Below are 15,268 nucleotides of genomic sequence, written 5' to 3'. Positions count from 1 at the left end.
ACATCTCGGTTTGAGCCCTTCTCCTTTTGAATGTAGCGCGCCTCTCCTCCCCCTTGTGGGGAGGAGCCGGAGGTGGGGGTGGTGCCGGATAAGGCTCAGCGGTGCCTTCTGCACCACCCCCACGCGGGATCTTCGATCCCCATAGCCCCTCCCCACAAGGGGGAGGGGAAGCGCGCATACTTTCAATGGGTTAGCATTCAGAGGAGAAGTGTGAATCCGCTAGCCCACACGGGAGAGGGGATCCCCCGCACTTGCTTCTTAAGGGGATTTTCCTCCGGACAGACCTCCACACAACTTGCAGCCATACTCGATAGCCCGGGATCGCCTGAGGACGGGAAAGCGTCCGCTCTCATAAGGAGCTGGGCTTCAGAAGCGGCATGTAAATCCGCTAGCCGCGGGCGGGGAGAGGAGGGGAACCCACGCCTTCATTTTCCGACCAGCCCCATGCGGGCAGGAAGAGGACGAAACCTCGCGCTCGGCGTCGAAGCGATTTGCCCCGCCGGCCCTGCGGCCGGCGGGACGCCAGTGCCGTCTCAGGCCGCCTTGCCGGTCGGCACCGCGACCGCGGCGGGAGCCTCGGCCGTCTCGTCGGTGCCCTCCTGCATCTCGCCCTGCCAGCGGGCGACCGCGGCGGTGGCGAGCCCGTTGCCGAGCACGTTGGTGACGGTGCGGCCCATGTCGAGGATCTGGTCGACGCCCATGATCAGCAGGATGCCGGCGGCCGGCAGGCCGAACATCGGGACGGTGGCGGCCACCACGACCAGGGAGGCGCGCGGCACGCCGGCGATGCCCTTGCTGGTCACCATCATGACGAGCAGCATGGTGAGCTGTTCGGTGACGCCGAGATGGATGCCGAAGGCCTGGGCGATGAACAGCGAGGCCAAAGCCTGGTACATCATCGAGCCGTCGAGGTTGAACGAGTAGCCGAGCGGCAGAACGAAGCCGGTGACGCGGGGGCGCACGCCGAATTTTTCCAGCACCTCGACGGTGCGCGGGAAGGCGGCCTCGCTGCTGGCGGTCGAGAAGGCGACGATCATCGGAGTGCGCAGGAGGCGCAGGAGCCGCACGACGCTGTGGCCGAGCACCAGCCAGCCGGCACCGATCAGGAGCGCCCACAGGACGGCCAGCCCGAGATAGAACACGGCGATGAACTTGCCGTAGTCGATCAGCACGCCGAGGCCCTGGATGGTGACGACCGAGGCCATGGCGGCGAAGACCGCGAGCGGGGCCACCTTCATCACCGCGTCGGTGACCTTGAACATCACCGCGGCGAGGCCATTCAGCATGTGGACCATCGGATCGGCGTAACGGCGGTCGATCGCGCTGAGGCCGAAGCCGAAGAACACCGAGAAGACCAGGATCTGCAGCACCTCGTTCGTCGCCATCGCCGACACGATGCTGGTCGGGAAGACGTGGGTGATGAACTCGCGCAGGTTGATCGAGGCGGCCTTGAGCCCCGTCTGGGCCGCGGCGTCCGGCAGCGGCAGGCCGAGGCTGGCGCCGGGCTGGAAGATGTTGGCGACGAGGAAGCCGAGCGACAGGGAGACGATCGAGGCGGTGAGGAACCAGCCCATGGCGAAGCCCGCGACGCGGCCGACCGCCTTGGTGTCGCCGAAGCTCGCGATGCCCGACACGATGGTGGCGAAGACGAGCGGCGCGATGATCATCTTGATCAGCCGCAGGAAGATGTCGGTGCCGATGGTGAAGTAGCCGGCGATCTCCTTCGCCTCGGCCGGGCTGCCCGCCATGCCGTGCAGCACCGCGCCGACCGCGACGCCGAGCGCCAGGCCGATGCCGGTATAGAGGGTCAGCCGGCTCGACGAGCGTCCGGTCGATTCGACGTGTGCCATGGTGCGTGTTCCTCCCGAAGATGAACGGATGTGCGGAAAGAGCCCCGGGGCACGATCCTGTGCCCGGGGTCTCCCGCGGATGTCTGGCGTTTCCGTCCGGTGCGTGCCGGCGATCGAAGGATCGCGGCGAACGTCAGGTCACCGCGATCCCTCGATCGCCGCGAACTTTGGATTCCCGCGATCGTCAGATCGCCGTGAGGGCCTGCGGGCGCGTCAGCCGGTCGGGTTGCAGCACCCTGTCGAGCTGGTCGCGGGCCATCAATTGCTTCTCGAGCACGAGGTCGTAGACGCCCCGGCCCGTGGCGTGCGCCTCCATAGCGATCGCCGTGGCGTTGCGATAGCCGATATAGGGGTTGAGCGCGGTCACGATGCCGATGGAGTTCTCGACGCTGGCGCGCAGGCGCTCGCGGTTCGCCGTGATGCCGCGCACGCAGTTCACGTCGAGGGTGCGGCAGGCCGCCTCCAGGTGGGCGAGGCTGCGAAACAGGCTGTAGGCGATCACCGGCTCGAAGGCGTTGAGCTGGAGCTGGCCGGCCTCCGCCGCGAAGGAGATCGTCACGTCGTTGCCGATCACCTCGAAGGCGACCTGGTTGACGACCTCCGGGATCACCGGATTGACCTTGCCGGGCATGATCGAGGAGCCGGCCTGGCGCGCCGGCAGGTTGATCTCGTTGAAGCCCGCCCGCGGCCCGCTCGAGAGCAGGCGCAGGTCGTTGCAGGTCTTCGACAGCTTGACGGCGACGCGCTTGAGCACGCCGGAGACCTGCACGAAGGCGCCGCAATCCTGAGTGGCTTCCACCAGGTCCTCGGCGGTGATCAGCGGGATCTCGGTAATGGTCGAGAGCCGCTCGCGCACGAGGCCGGCATAGAGCGGGTGGGCGGTGATGCCGGTGCCGATCGCGGTGGCGCCGAGGTTGATCTCGCGGATCAGGAGCTCGGCTTCGCCGAGCCGCGCCTCGTCCTCGGCCAGCATCCGCCCGTAGGTGCCGAATTCCTGGCCGAGCGTCATCGGCACCGCGTCCTGGAGCTGGGTGCGGCCCATCTTGAGGACGTCGCGGAACTCCTCCGCCTTGGCCTCGAAGCTGCCCCGCAAGGCCGCCATCGCGTCGACGAGCCGGCGGATCGCCCCGATCCCGGCGATCTTCAGCGCCGTCGGGTACACGTCGTTGGTGCTCTGCCCCATGTTGACGTGCTCGTTGGGGTGGAGCCGGCCGTAATCGCCCCGCTCGGCGCCCAGCAATTCGAGCGCCCGGTTGGCGATCACCTCGTTGGCGTTCATGTTGGTCGAGGTGCCGGCCCCGCCCTGGATCTGGTCGACCACGAACTGGTCGTGGAGCGCCCCGGCCCGGATCTCGATGCAGGCCGCCACGATGGCGTCGCACCGCTCGGGATCCAGCAGGCCGAGCTCGCGGTTGGCGAGCGCCGCCGCCTGCTTGATCGCGGCGAGCGCCCGGATCAGGTCGGGGCAGGTGGCGAGCGTGGTGCCGGTGATCGGAAAGTTCTCGACGGCGCGCAGGGTGTGGATGCCGTAATAGGCGGCCTGCGGCACCTCCCGGTCGCCGAGAAGATCGTGCTCGATGCGGGTGGGGCTGGCGGTCACGGGAGGGCTCCTGGCGGATTTTTTGCGCGCGACCGCGCTCCGGCGCGCCGGAGGGCGGACCGGGTCCGGGGTCGCGTCGGATGGACGGATCGAGGCCGGATCGGGCGGGGCGGCTCGGGAGGAGCCGCGGCGCCGTCAGCGGATGGCGGCGGAATAATCCCGCATCGCGCCGGCCGCCAATGCTATGGTTGGCATGAACTATTCCGCATCCGAATAGTTTGGCGGGTCTTCCGCGGCGACCGCCCAGACCTCGTCGAGGAAGGAGCGGTGGCGCTCGGCGCTGCGGTAGAGCCGGATGTCCATCGGCATCTCGCGGCCGAGCACCGTCAGCGCCCCGGCGCGGATCTCGGGCTCGACCAGGCTGCGCGGCAGCCAGGCGATGCCGTGGCCGCCCAGCGCCATCGAGCGCAAGGCCTCGGCCATCGAGTTCTCGTTGGTGTGGACCGGGTAGGTCGCCGGCGCGTCCTCGCCCCCTTGCGCGATCCCCGCCAGCCGCCCGAGGAACGAGCCGCGGGAATATTGCAGGAGCGGCAGGCGGCCGCGAGCATCCGGCACCAGCCCGCGGGGGGCGGCCACCGCCGCCAGGCTGTCGCGGCCGACGATCCGGCAGGGATAGCGCTCGGGATCGAGCGGGATCGGGATGCCCGGATGGTGATAGGTCAGGAGGAGGTCGTAGCCGCCCTCGACCAGCGCCTGGACGCAGATGTTGAAGTTGTCCGGCAGGACCCGGCTCGCCACGGGCCCGAGCGCGTCACGGATGCGCCCGAGCCAGCGCGGCAGGAACGACAGGCAGAGCGAGTGGAGCGCCGTGATCGTCACCACCGGCAGCCCGGCCCCGTCGCTGCGGGCGCGGAAATCGGCCCGGCTCAGGGTGAGCAGCCGCACCACCTCCTCGGCGGTCTCGAGGAATTGCCGCCCGTCGGCGGTGAGCGTGATCGGGTAGGTGCTGCGGTCGAGGAGCGCGGTGCCGAGCCAGACCTCCAGCGAGCGGATGCGCCGGCTGAAGGCCGACTGGGTGACGGCACGGGCTTCCGCCGAGCGCGAGAAGCTGCGGGTCTCGGCGAGGCTCAGGAAGTCCTCGATCCACTTGAGTTCCATTCTGGGCGTCCGGATGGGGAAACCGCATCCCCCCTCGGTCAGATTACGGCAAGGAGCCCGCCTTGCGCACGGTTTTGGTCGCGCCGGCCCTGCCTCGAGGCGCCGGACGTTTTTTCGCGCGAATTCGCGCGGGAGGCTGAAACTTTCCCGCTCCCGCCCCGCGTAGGGGCCTGCGACGCCCGGATGGGGCGCATCGCGAGGAAGCAGACATGTCCAAGACCCTTCTCCGCCTGGCTCTCGGTCTCAGCCTCGGCCTTGCCGCGGCCCCGGCGCTCGCCAAGAACCCGATGGTCGGCGGCGCGCCGATGTATCCGAGCAAGACGATCGTCGAGAACGCGGTCAACTCGAAGGACCACACCACGCTCGTGGCGGCGGTGAAGGCCGCGGGCCTCGTCGATACGCTCTCCGGCCCGGGGCCCTTCACGGTGTTCGCGCCGACCAACGCCGCCTTCGCCAAGCTGCCGCCGGGCACCGTCGAGTCGCTGGTGCAGCCGCAGAACAAGGCGCAGCTCACCAGCATCCTGACCTACCACGTCGTCCCGGGGACCTACACGTCGAAGGACCTGATGGCGCTCGTCAAGCAGGGCGGCGGCGAGGCCACGCTGAAGACGGCGCAGGGCGAGCCCCTGACCGTCACGATGGCCCGCGGCGGCAAGGGGCTGGTCGTGACCGACGCCAAGGGGAACACCGCCCGCGTCACCATCGCCAACGTGATGCAGTCGAACGGCGTCATCCACGTGATCAACGGCGTGCTGATGCCCTGATCCGCACCCGGGATCCGGCCCCGGCCGGATCCCGCGATCCGAGGTCCCCCGCATCCCCTCGCGACGAGCGGGCTTGCGGGGGATCGTCCGCGTCCGGTCCAGCCGATCCGGCGCCCGACGAGGAATTCCGCGCGGGGGATCACTCGCGGATGAGGCGCCCGGAATAGACCACCGGCCCGGTCGGCGCTCCCGTGGGCGAGCCGCCCTTCGGCTCCACCGAGACCGCGAGGCTCGCGCCGTCGGCGACGCCGCCCAAGCCCGCCGGTAGCGTCAGCCGCGAGGGGCCGACGAGACCGAGCGAGCGGGGCGGGGCGCCCGCGCCGACATACCAGAGTTCGAGGCTGTGATCCGGTGGCGTCTCCGCCGCGAGGCTGCGCACCTGCACGGTCTGGCCGCCGAGATCGACCCGCACGATCAGGGCCGGCAGGGTGCCGCCCCGGTCGACCACGGCGAGGTATTGCCGGTGATCGGCGGCCGGATGCGGCACGACGATCCAGAGCGCGAGGCCGGCCGCGAGCGCGCTCGCCAACCCCGCCGCGATCCGCCACCGCCGCATTCCGCGCTCGAGCCGGACGATGCGGTCCCGGCCGATGCCGGAATCCGGCGCGTCCGCCCGACCGCCGGCGCCTCCGGTGCCGATCCGGGCTTCGATCGATTCCCAGACCCGCGGAGCGGGCACCACCACGGGGGCCGTTTGGGCGAGCGGTGCGAGCCGTCCCTCCCAGGCCGCGACGGCGGCGCGCAGGGACGCGTCCCCGCGCAGGGCCTGCGCGAAGGCTGCGCGCTCGGACGCGGACAGGGTGCCGAGCACGTATTCGCCGGCCGTCCCGTCGGGATCCTCCGCCCAGAACGGCACGCCGCGATCGGTGGTCCCGCCGCTCATGCCGCCTCCAGGCAGCCGCGCAGGCTCGTCAGGCCGCGGCGCAGCCAGGTCTTGATCGTGTTGACCGGCCGGTCGTGCCGGGCCGCCAGTTCCTCCCGCGACCAGCCCTCGCAATAGGCGAGGACGAGGCAGTCGCGGTGACCGGGCTCGACGCTGTCGAGGCAGCGGGCCAGGGCATCGCGCCGGGCGAGGTCGGTCTCCCCGTCGCGGGTGTCGGCGAGGCGCTCCAGCCAGCCGTCCTCGGCCTGGATCAGGCGCGCGGCCTTGTCCTGCCGGATGCGGTCGATCGCCTTGTGCCGCGCGATCGCCCCGAGCCAGACCAGAGGCGGTCCGGCCAGCGGATCATAGCTGTCTGCCCGCTGCCAGACGCGCACGAACACCTCCTGCAGCACATCCTCGGCCGCGCTTCGATCCTTGAGGATACGCAGGACGATCCCGAGAAGTTTCGGCGCCGTCGCCTCGTAGAGCGCGCGCAGGGCCGCGCGATCGCCGGCGGCCACGGCCACGATCGACCGCGCGAGATCCGCCTCGGCAGACACGCTCTCGTTCAGCACGGCTCCCCCTTCGCACCGTGCGGTCCCGCCCGTCCCGCGAGACCCGGCCACCGACGCGCCATAGCACGATTTCGGCGCGGTACGAGGCCGGGGACAAGCGCTTGAGGGGGCATCCTGTGCGGCCGGCTTCCCGCCTCGCGGGCCGCTGGACCAGGCGACGGCCATCCTTCACGGCTGGCCTGTTACCGTTGCCAGAGCGCACTCCTTGAAGTAAGATTTTTTCCTTACTTTTGGGGTGATGGAGGCGGCTATGTCGGCCCTTGTCCGCGAGCGCAGCAAGATCACGTCGAAGGGGCAGACAACGATTCCCAAGGTCGTGCGCCAAGCCCTCGGTGTGGGTTACGGCGGTGAGATCGATTTCGTCGTCGACGAAGGCGGCCGGGTGAGTCTTCTCGCGGCACAGGATGAGACGGACCCGGTGATCGAGTCCTTCCTGACGTTCCTCGCGCAGGACATGGCCCGTGATCCCGCGCGCATCACGGCCTTCCCGGCCGACCTCGCGGAGCGCATGGCCGTCCTCACGGAAGGAATGAGCGTCGATCTCGACGACGAGGTCGACGGGGCCGTGACGCTCTGAACCATGGTCGTCAACGGCTGGACCCTCTTTGCCCATCCGCTCCTGCTCGATCAGCTCGGGAGGGCGACGGCGGCGGTCGAAAAGGCCAAGGCGGCCGATCCCGAGGGATACCGGGGAACGGCCCAGGCGAAGCTCCTCGCGATGCTGGTGACGCTCATCTTCGAGACGATCCCGGCCGATCCGACACGTCCGGACTACCGCCAGGGCGGCACGCTCGGGAGCGCTCGAAAGCACTGGTTCCGGGCCAAGTTCGGCAATGGCCGGTTCCGGTTGTTCTTCCGCTACGACAGCCGATCGAAGGTCATCATCTTCGCCTGGGTGAACGATCAGAGCACGTTGCGAACCTACGGCGCGAAGACCGATGCCTATCGGGTGTTCAAGGGCATGCTCGACGCGGGCAACCCACCCGACGACTGGCAGACGCTGCTCGCGGCAGCGTCCGACCGTGCCGCCACCGAGCGGCTGGACCAGGCCAAGCCGCTCGACCATCCGCCCTCGGGGGCGGAATGAGCGTCCGGCCGGAGCCCTACTCCAGCCCCAACCCCTTCTTCAGCCACGCCGCGTAATGCCCGGCGATGTAGGCCACGCGCCGGCGCTCCGAGGCCGGGTCGTACCAAGCGCCGCCCGAACTGGCATTGGTGGCCGAGAGCTGGGGGTGGCGGAGCAGCACGGTGCCGCCCCGGTCGACCACCAGGGCCTCGCCTTCGAGATAGTCGGTGTTGGTGGCGTTGCCGCCTCCGCCGCCCCGGCCGCCGCTGCGCGTCTCGCTGCCGGCATAGGGGTTGAGCGAGAGGCCGGTCACCCGCACCACCAGGGTCGGGCCGGGACCGCCGACCCGGCCGGCGAAGGCCTGGGCGAGCGCCGCCTGCAACTCGGCCCGCACGCCCTCGGCATAGATGCCGAGGCCGGTGGCGAGGAGGGGGCGGACATCGACCTGGATGGCCGAGAAGCGCGTCGCCGGCGGCAGCGCGGCCTCCTGCGCGGAGGCGGGGAGGGTGGCCGCCGCCAGGGCGGCCGCGACCAGGGATCGGCCGATCAGGGAGCCGATCAGGGACTTGCACCAGCGCAGCATCGGCGTCGTCTCCACGGCGACCGGCGGGGCCACCTCGTGAGGGACGAGATAGCCCCCGGCCGCCGCTCCGGCAACGCTTCGCCGGTCGGCTTCCGGCGCTCGGGTGCAGAACATCCTTCGGCGTGGTTACGCGCCGAACGTCCTTCGGCGCATCAGGCGCCGGACGGTCTTCGGTGCATCAGGCGCCGAACTGGATGCCGACGATCTCGTAGGACTTGCCGCCGCCCGGGGTGACGACCTCGACGGTGTCGCCGACGCCCTTGCCGATCAGCGCGCGGGCGATCGGCGAGGTGATCGAGACCCGGCCGGCATGGACGTCGGCCTCGGGCTCGCCGACGATCTGGTAGGTCTTCTCCTCCTCGGTGTCCTCGTCGATCAGCTTGACGGTGGCGCCGAACTTGATCTTCGAGCCCGAGAGCTTCGACACGTCGATGACCTCGGCGCGGGAGATCAGGCTCTCCAGCTCCAGCACCCGGCCCTCGTTGTGGGACTGCGCTTCCTTGGCGGCGTGGTACTCGGCGTTCTCCGACAGGTCGCCGAGCGCGCGGGCCTCCGCGATCGCCTGGATGATCCGCGGACGCTCCTCCTGCTGACGGCGCTTCAGCTCCGCCTCGAGCGCCGCGAAACCCCGTACCGTGATCGGAACCTTGTCCATCGTCGTCTCGCGTCACAAATAATCGGCCCGGCGAGAGGGTGAGCCTCCCGACCGGGCCTGTTTCCGAATGTCTCGCGCGGGCGCGAGGGGATGAGATAGGGCTCTTTCGCGTTCTTACGACTTTACGCCGCGAAATATTCCTGCAGGGCCCGGACCTCGAGATCACCCCCGAGATAGGCCTTGATCCCCTCTGCTGCGGCCATCGCTCCGGCGAGAGTGGTGTAGTACGGCACTTTATGCAAGAGGGCGGCCCGGCGCAGCGACCGTGAGTCGGACAGGGCGCCCGCCCCCTCGGTGGTGTTGAACACCAGGTGGATGTCGCCGTTCTTGATCGCGTCGACGACGTGCGGGCGGCCCTCCAGCACCTTGTTGATGCGGGTGGCGGGCACGCCGTTCTCGACGAGGTAGCGCTGCGTGCCGGCGGTGGCCAGCACCGTGAAGCCGAGCTCGGCGAGCAGCTTCATCGCCGGCAGGATGCGCGCCTTGTCGTCGTCGCGCACCGAGACGAAGACCGTCCCGCTCTTCGGCACCTGGGTGCCGGAGCCGAGCTGGCTCTTGGCGAAGGCGACGCCGAAGCCGCGGTCGAGGCCGATGACCTCGCCGGTCGAGCGCATCTCCGGTCCGAGCAGCACGTCGACGCCGGGGAAGCGGGCGAAGGGGAAGACCGCTTCCTTGACGGCGATGTGCGGCAGCGTCTTGGGCTTGAGGCCGAAGGTGGCGAGGGGCTCGCCGGCCATCACCCGGGCGGCGATCTTGGCGATCGGCTCGCCGATCACCTTGGCGACGAACGGCACGGTGCGCGAGGCCCGTGGGTTCACCTCGAGGACGTAGATGTCGCCGTCCTTGATCGCGTACTGCACGTTCATCAGGCCACCGACCTCGAGCGCCAGCGCGAGGCCACGGGTCTGGCGCTCCAATTCGGCGATGGTCTCGGGCGACAGCGAGCGCGGCGGCAGCGAGCAGGCGGAATCGCCCGAGTGGATGCCCGCTTCCTCGATGTGCTCCATGATGCCGGCGATGAACACGTCCTTGCCGTCCGACACCGCGTCGACGTCGACCTCGATCGCGTCCGACAGGTAGCGATCGAACAGGAGCGGGTTCTTGCCCAGGACCGTGTTGATCTGGCCGGTCTTGTCGTTGGGGTAGCGCGCCTTGACGTCCGACGGGATCAGGCTCGGCAGGGTGTCGAGCAGGTAGTCGGCGAACTGGGTCTCGTCGCGGATGATCGCCATCGCGCGCCCGCCCAGCACGTAGGAGGGGCGCACCACGAAGGGCAGGCCGAGATCGGCGGCGATCAGACGGCTCTGCTCCACCGAGTAGGCGATGCCGTTCTTGGGCTGCTTGAGGTGCAGCTTGTCGAGCAGGCGCTTGAAGCGGTCGCGGTCCTCGGCGAGGTCGATCGCGTCCGGCGAGGTGCCGAGGATCGGCACGCCAGCCTCTTCGAGCGCCCGGGCGAGCTTCAGCGGGGTCTGGCCGCCGAACTGCACGATCACGCCGTGCAGCGTGCCGGCCTGGCGCTCGGTCTCGATGATCTCCAGCACGTCCTCGGCGGTCAGCGGCTCGAAATAGAGCCGGTCCGAGGTGTCGTAGTCGGTCGACACCGTCTCCGGGTTGCAGTTGACCATGATGGTCTCGTAGCCCGCGTCGGTCAGCGCGAAGCAGGCGTGGCAGCAGCAATAATCGAACTCGATACCCTGGCCGATCCGGTTCGGGCCGCCGCCGAGGATGATGACCTTCTTGGCGTCCGAGGGCTGGGCCTCGTCGGCCACCGCACCCGCGAACGGAGCGACGTAGGTCGAGTACATGTAGGCGGTCGGCGACTTGAACTCGGCCGCGCAGGTGTCGATCCGCTTGAAGACCGGCCGCACCGACAGGGCCCGGCGGGCGGCGCGCACGGCGCCTTCCTCGATCCCGGCGAGCACCGACAGGCGCGCATCCGAAAAACCCGCCGCCTTGAGCTGGCGGAAGGCGCCCTCGGTCTTCGGCAGGCCGAAGCGCTTCACCTTGGTCTCGAGATCGATGATGCCCTGGAGCTGCTCCAGGAACCACGGGTCGATCTTGCAGGAGGCGTGCACCTCCTCGTGGCTGACGCCGAGCCGCAGGGCCTGCGCCACCTTGAGGAGGCGATCCGGGGTGGGCGTGCCGATCGCCGCCTTGATGGCGTTGCGGTCGTCGCCCTTGCCGAGGCCCTCGATCTCGATGTCGTCGAGGCCGGTAAGCCCCGTCTCGAGCGAGCGCAGGGCCTTCTGGAGCGATTCCGCGAAGGTCCGGCCGATCGCCATCGCCTCGCCGACCGACTTCATGGCGGTGGTCAGCGTCGGCTCGGCGCCCGGGAATTTCTCGAAGGCGAAGCGCGGGATCTTGGTGACGACGTAGTCGATCGTCGGCTCGAACGAGGCCGGGGTGGCCCCACCCGTGATGTCGTTGGCGATCTCGTCGAGGGTGTAGCCGACGGCGAGCTTCGCCGCGACCTTGGCGATCGGGAAGCCGGTCGCCTTCGAGGCGAGCGCCGAGGAGCGCGAGACCCGCGGGTTCATCTCGATCACGATCATCCGGCCGGTGGCCGGGTCGACGGCGAACTGCACGTTCGAGCCGCCGGTCTCGACGCCGATCTCGCGGAGCACCGCGAGGGAGGCGTCGCGCATGCGCTGGTATTCCTTGTCGGTCAGCGTCAGCGCCGGTGCCACCGTGATCGAGTCGCCGGTATGGACCCCCATCGGGTCGACGTTCTCGATCGAGCAGACGATGATGCAGTTATCCGCCTTATCGCGGACGACCTCCATCTCGTACTCCTTCCAGCCGAGGACCGATTCCTCGATCAGGACCTCGTTGGTCGGCGAGGCATCGATGCCGCGCTCGACGATGTCGAGGAATTCCTCCCGGTTATAGGCGATGCCGCCGCCGGTGCCGCCCATCGTGAAGGAGGGGCGGATGATCGCCGGCAGGCCGACCTCGGCGAGCGCGACGAGCGCCTGGCCGATCGCGTGCTCGCCGTAGCGCTTGCGCCGGTCGTTCTCTCCGGAGGCCCACTTCTTCTCGAAGGCGGCGAGCGCCGTCTTGCGGGCCGCCTCGTCGCCCTCCGCGGCCTCGATGCGGGCCACCTCGGCGAGGTACTTCTCACGATCGGCCTTCTTGGCGGCGGAGGCGTTGGCGAGCGCCGATTTCGGGGTCTCGAGCCCGATCTTGGTCATCGCATCGCGAAAAAGGCTGCGATCCTCCGCCTTGTCGATCGCCTCGGCGGTGGCGCCGATCATCTGCACGCCGAACTTTTCCAGCACGCCCATGCGCTTGAGCGAGAGGGCGCAGTTCAGCGCGGTCTGGCCGCCCATGGTCGGCAGGAGCGCGTCGGGCCGCTCCTTCTCGATGATGCGGGCGACGATCTCCGGGGTGATCGGCTCGACATAGGTGGCGTCGGCCAGATCCGGATCCGTCATGATCGTGGCCGGATTCGAGTTGACCAGGATGATCCGGTACCCTTCCTCGCGCAGGGCCTTGCAGGCCTGCGTGCCGGAATAGTCGAACTCGCATGCCTGGCCGATGACGATCGGGCCCGCGCCGATGATGAGGATGGAGGAGAGATCGGTGCGCTTGGGCATCGGACGCTTCAGACTCGTGCGGCGCGCTGCCTCGTTCCAGAGGCCCGTCCTCGGGGCGCGTGAGGCGTCGAGGCGGGAGCGGAACGTCCGGGAGCGGCGGGGATTGCGTTGGGCGCCCTTAGCATAGGCGTGCAGATCAGGGGAAGGGCGTGGCCGGAGACCGGGACATGACGGCAGGGCAGACCGGGGGAGATGCGCGCTGGACGCTCGTCACCGGCGCGTCGAGCGGGATCGGGATGGAGATCGCCCGCGCCTTCGCGGAGCGGGGGCGCCCGCTGGTGCTGAGCGCCCGGCGCACGGAGCGGCTGGAGGCGCTGGCGGCGGAACTCTCCGTCCCGGTGGTCGTCGTGCCGGCCGATCTCGCGGCCCCGGGCGGGGCCGAGGGGCTGGCCGCGGCGATCGGGGCGCGGAGCCTCGTTCTCCACACCCTCGTCAACAATGCGGGCTTCGGCCTGCGCGGCCGCTTTTCCACCTTGCCGGCGCGGGACCAGGCCGAGATGGTGATGGTGAACGTCGCCGCGCCCACGATCCTGTCGCGGCTCGTGCTGCCCGGCCTGATCGCGCGGCGGGAGGGCGGCATCCTCAACGTCGCCTCGGTGGTGGGCTACCTGCCGGGCCCCAACATGGCGGCCTACTACGCCACCAAGGCCTACCTGCTGTCCCTGTCGGAAGCGCTCTACGAGGAGGCACGACCCCACGGCGTCGTGGTGACGGCGGTCTGCCCCGGCGCCACCGCCACGGAATTCTCGCAGCGGGCGGATGTCGGCGGGGCGAAGCGCTTCACCGGCAACGTCATGACCGCCGAGGCGGTGGCCCGCGCGGCGGTCGCGGGCCATCTCGCCGGCCGGGCGGTGGTGATCCCCGGTGCGGCCAACCGGGCGGCGGTGCTTGCCGCCCGCCTGATGCCGCGCTGGCTCAGCCGCAAGGTCGCGGCCCGCCTGCAGGGGTGAGCGATCGTCCCCGATTTCGCCCGGTTCGGGTCATCTTCGGTTCAGTGCCGGGCGCTAGACAGGGGGGAGGGCGCCGTCCGTTCGCCCGGTGATGACGAGTGGCGTCGTGGCGAGCGAACCGGAATCGAACCTGCGGACCCTCGACGCGCTGTCGGCGGTGGGACGGCAATTCGCGTCCTATCTCGGCGTCAGCCTCGCGGCGCTCGCCGTCCACTATGCCGTCCTCGCGACACTGGTCGAGACCGGTCGCGCCGACCCGGTTCCGGCGGCGCTCGCCGGCTACCTCGTCGGCGCCGTGGTCTCCTACGGGCTCAACCGCCGCCTGACCTATGCCAGCGACCGGCCCCATGCCGAGGCGACCTGGCGCTTCGGGGTTGTGGCCGCGATCGGGTTCGGGCTGACCTGGCTGATCATGGCAGGCCTCACCCGCGGCCTCGACCTGCACTACACGGCCGCCCAGGTGGTCGCGACCGGGGTGGTGGTGTTCTGGAACTTCCTCGGCCACCGGGTCTGGACCTTCGCGGACCGGTCGTCCCCGGTCCTGCCGGACGGGGCGCCGCGCGCCGGCTGAGCAGATTTTGCCGAAGCGGACGCCGGTTCGGCAGAAGGAATCTGTGACGAAGCAAGAGCTTGAGCGGGCGAGGCGTTGGCCTGCCGACGCCAGTCTGTTCAGGGCTGGCCACGCCACGGGCGCGAGGGCTTGGCACCGGGGCTGGGCACCGGGGCTTGGCGCGAGGGCGTGGCCGGAGCGTCCTGCGGCGGGATGCCTGCCGGCGCGCCGCAGGACGCCTGCGACCCGCCGGGATCAGAGCAGGGTGTGGGATCGTCTCCCGGCCTTGTAGTCGAGGTATTCCTCGATCGGCACCTGGGCGACGTGCACGCTCGACCTGATCCAGTCCGCCGCGTAGCGGCTGATCCGCGCCTCGCTCTCGGCGAAGAAGGCGTCGTCGCAGCGATCGAAGAACGGGCGGTGCGGCCCTTGATAGGGATCGGGCTGGCGGAGCATCCCGTGCATCAGTGCGGGGTTGCCGCGTCGCCATTCCACGAAATCGAGCAGAACCGCGAGGTGCCGCCGCGCGCCGACACGCATCAGGCCGGAGGCGACGGCCCGGTACGTCTCTTCGTCGTCGTTCGTGTTGCACACGAACTGGATGTGGCCGCCGTTGTTGATCTGCGCTTCGTAGAACAGCGCCTGGCAAACCTCGATCTCGGGGCAGTCCGTTTCGGCGATCGACCGGTCCGTGTCGTGGACGTGCCGGTCGAGGTAGGAATGGACGGAGTCGAAGAAGTTTTCGACGACGCTGTCGTCGTCCGCCATGTCGGCGTCCGAGGGAAACGGAACGATCAGTCTCGGCATCGCGGGTTCCTCGACGGTATCCCGCCGATTCTGCCGAACGCGATGACGATGGGGAAGCCCGCCCCCGCCAGCTGCGGGAGCGGGCCACGCGATTCCTTGCTAGCCGGGCAGCAGGGTCCCGGAGGCGCCGACGACGGCCACCACGAGTCCGCAGGCCAGGACACCGATCATCGCATAGGTGATGGTCTTCAGCATCGATGGTCCTCGATTGTCGGGAGTGGACGATGCCCGCCGCCACGCGCTGACGCGCCTCTGGCGATGGGCGGCACGAGACATCAACGGCCGTCGCGGCGAAAGGTTCACTGCACCGCA

14 protein-coding genes are annotated in these 15,268 nt (G+C 69.7%); 5 read left to right on the top strand and 9 right to left on the bottom strand.

Annotated features, from left to right (window positions below):
- Positions 1-533: 533 nt before the first annotated feature.
- The 3 genes from miv_RS17770 to miv_RS17760 all read right to left on the bottom strand — a co-directional run bounded on the left by miv_RS17770 (position 534) and on the right by miv_RS17760 (position 4,548).
- Positions 534-1,850 (bottom strand): dicarboxylate/amino acid:cation symporter, encoded by a 1,317-nt coding sequence (locus miv_RS17770; RefSeq protein WP_048428837.1) that lies wholly within the window; start codon positions 1,848-1,850, stop codon positions 534-536.
- A 184-nt stretch (positions 1,851-2,034) separates the two neighbouring features.
- Positions 2,035-3,450 (bottom strand): aspartate ammonia-lyase, encoded by a 1,416-nt coding sequence (gene aspA / locus miv_RS17765; protein WP_207177959.1) that lies wholly within the window; start codon positions 3,448-3,450, stop codon positions 2,035-2,037.
- 198 nt (positions 3,451-3,648) lie between these two features.
- Positions 3,649-4,548 (bottom strand): LysR family transcriptional regulator, encoded by a 900-nt coding sequence (locus miv_RS17760; protein ID WP_048428839.1) that lies wholly within the window; start codon positions 4,546-4,548, stop codon positions 3,649-3,651.
- Positions 4,549-4,757: 209 nt separating this feature from the next.
- On the opposite strand from miv_RS17760, the gene miv_RS17755 reads away from it, so the two are divergent.
- Entirely contained in the window at positions 4,758-5,312 is a 555-nt protein-coding gene (locus miv_RS17755; protein ID WP_048428840.1) for a fasciclin domain-containing protein, read from the top strand.
- Positions 5,313-5,451: 139 nt separating this feature from the next.
- Here the strand turns inward: miv_RS17755 and miv_RS17750 are convergent, their stop codons facing one another.
- Both miv_RS17750 and miv_RS17745 read right to left on the bottom strand, forming a co-directional pair.
- On the bottom strand, positions 5,452-6,195 hold the full coding sequence (locus miv_RS17750) for an anti-sigma factor (RefSeq protein WP_207177958.1): 744 nt from the start codon (positions 6,193-6,195) through the stop codon (positions 5,452-5,454).
- Positions 6,192-6,749 carry a sigma-70 family RNA polymerase sigma factor gene (locus miv_RS17745; RefSeq protein ID WP_420865533.1) on the bottom strand — a complete coding sequence of 186 codons (558 nt, stop codon included), beginning with the start codon at positions 6,747-6,749 and terminating at the stop codon, positions 6,192-6,194. The genes miv_RS17750 and miv_RS17745 overlap by 4 nt, the downstream gene beginning before the upstream one ends.
- 250 nt (positions 6,750-6,999) lie before the next feature.
- Here miv_RS17745 and miv_RS17740 point away from each other — a divergent pair, with 250 nt between their 5' ends.
- Together miv_RS17740 and miv_RS17735 are read left to right on the top strand one after the other, a co-directional pair.
- On the top strand, positions 7,000-7,326 hold the full coding sequence (locus miv_RS17740; protein WP_058619881.1) for a type II toxin-antitoxin system PrlF family antitoxin: 327 nt from the start codon (positions 7,000-7,002) through the stop codon (positions 7,324-7,326).
- 3 nt (positions 7,327-7,329) lie between these two features.
- The gene (locus miv_RS17735) at positions 7,330-7,836 is read left to right on the top strand and encodes a type II toxin-antitoxin system YhaV family toxin (protein ID WP_058619882.1); all 507 of its coding nucleotides are present in this window, start codon (positions 7,330-7,332) and stop codon (positions 7,834-7,836) included.
- 16 nt (positions 7,837-7,852) lie between these two features.
- On the opposite strand, the gene miv_RS17730 is transcribed toward miv_RS17735, so the two are convergent.
- From miv_RS17730 to carB, 3 genes are all read right to left on the bottom strand, one after another.
- Positions 7,853-8,398: a hypothetical protein gene (locus miv_RS17730; protein WP_244748574.1), complete on the bottom strand. Its 546-nt coding sequence runs from the start codon at positions 8,396-8,398 to the stop codon at positions 7,853-7,855.
- A gap of 178 nt (positions 8,399-8,576) precedes the next feature.
- Positions 8,577-9,053 (bottom strand): transcription elongation factor GreA, encoded by a 477-nt coding sequence (gene greA / locus miv_RS17725; RefSeq protein ID WP_048428844.1) that lies wholly within the window; start codon positions 9,051-9,053, stop codon positions 8,577-8,579.
- A 122-nt stretch (positions 9,054-9,175) separates the two neighbouring features.
- Positions 9,176-12,649 carry a carbamoyl-phosphate synthase large subunit gene (gene carB / locus miv_RS17720; protein ID WP_058619883.1) on the bottom strand — a complete coding sequence of 1,158 codons (3,474 nt, stop codon included), beginning with the start codon at positions 12,647-12,649 and terminating at the stop codon, positions 9,176-9,178.
- 167 nt (positions 12,650-12,816) lie between these two features.
- Between carB and miv_RS17715 the strand changes: the two genes are divergently transcribed.
- On the top strand, positions 12,817-13,599 hold the full coding sequence (locus miv_RS17715; RefSeq protein ID WP_207177957.1) for an SDR family NAD(P)-dependent oxidoreductase: 783 nt from the start codon (positions 12,817-12,819) through the stop codon (positions 13,597-13,599).
- Between the two features lie 106 nt (positions 13,600-13,705).
- On the top strand, positions 13,706-14,170 hold the full coding sequence (locus tag miv_RS17710) for a GtrA family protein (protein WP_244748572.1): 465 nt from the start codon (positions 13,706-13,708) through the stop codon (positions 14,168-14,170).
- A 234-nt stretch (positions 14,171-14,404) separates the two neighbouring features.
- Here the strand turns inward: miv_RS17710 and miv_RS17705 are convergent, their stop codons facing one another.
- Positions 14,405-14,917 carry a DMP19 family protein gene (locus miv_RS17705; RefSeq protein ID WP_207177955.1) on the bottom strand — a complete coding sequence of 171 codons (513 nt, stop codon included), beginning with the start codon at positions 14,915-14,917 and terminating at the stop codon, positions 14,405-14,407.
- Between the last annotated feature and the right edge of the window lie 351 nt (positions 14,918-15,268).

Origin of the sequence: Methylobacterium indicum (assembly GCF_017347565.1) — a bacterium.
In the GTDB taxonomy this organism is placed as follows: domain Bacteria; phylum Pseudomonadota; class Alphaproteobacteria; order Rhizobiales; family Beijerinckiaceae; genus Methylobacterium; species Methylobacterium indicum.
The sequence above is the reverse complement of the archived record's forward strand: the minus strand, read 5'-3'. Positions and strand labels throughout refer to the sequence as shown.

Bases quoted from the DNA above. Each gene is read 5' to 3' on its own strand.
- miv_RS17770 (WP_048428837.1), bottom strand. From the start codon at position 1,850: ATGGCACACGTCGAATCGACCGGACGCTCGTCGAGCCGGCTGACCCTC.
- miv_RS17760 (WP_048428839.1), bottom strand. From the start codon at position 4,548: ATGGAACTCAAGTGGATCGAGGACTTCCTGAGCCTCGCCGAGACCCGC.
- miv_RS17755 (WP_048428840.1), top strand. From the start codon at position 4,758: ATGTCCAAGACCCTTCTCCGCCTGGCTCTCGGTCTCAGCCTCGGCCTT.
- miv_RS17750 (WP_207177958.1), bottom strand. From the start codon at position 6,195: ATGAGCGGCGGGACCACCGATCGCGGCGTGCCGTTCTGGGCGGAGGAT.
- miv_RS17740 (WP_058619881.1), top strand. From the start codon at position 7,000: ATGTCGGCCCTTGTCCGCGAGCGCAGCAAGATCACGTCGAAGGGGCAG.
- miv_RS17735 (WP_058619882.1), top strand. From the start codon at position 7,330: ATGGTCGTCAACGGCTGGACCCTCTTTGCCCATCCGCTCCTGCTCGAT.
- miv_RS17730 (WP_244748574.1), bottom strand. From the start codon at position 8,398: ATGCTGCGCTGGTGCAAGTCCCTGATCGGCTCCCTGATCGGCCGATCC.
- greA (WP_048428844.1), bottom strand. From the start codon at position 9,053: ATGGACAAGGTTCCGATCACGGTACGGGGTTTCGCGGCGCTCGAGGCG.
- carB (WP_058619883.1), bottom strand. From the start codon at position 12,649: ATGCCCAAGCGCACCGATCTCTCCTCCATCCTCATCATCGGCGCGGGC.
- miv_RS17715 (WP_207177957.1), top strand. From the start codon at position 12,817: ATGACGGCAGGGCAGACCGGGGGAGATGCGCGCTGGACGCTCGTCACC.
- miv_RS17705 (WP_207177955.1), bottom strand. From the start codon at position 14,917: ATGGCGGACGACGACAGCGTCGTCGAAAACTTCTTCGACTCCGTCCAT.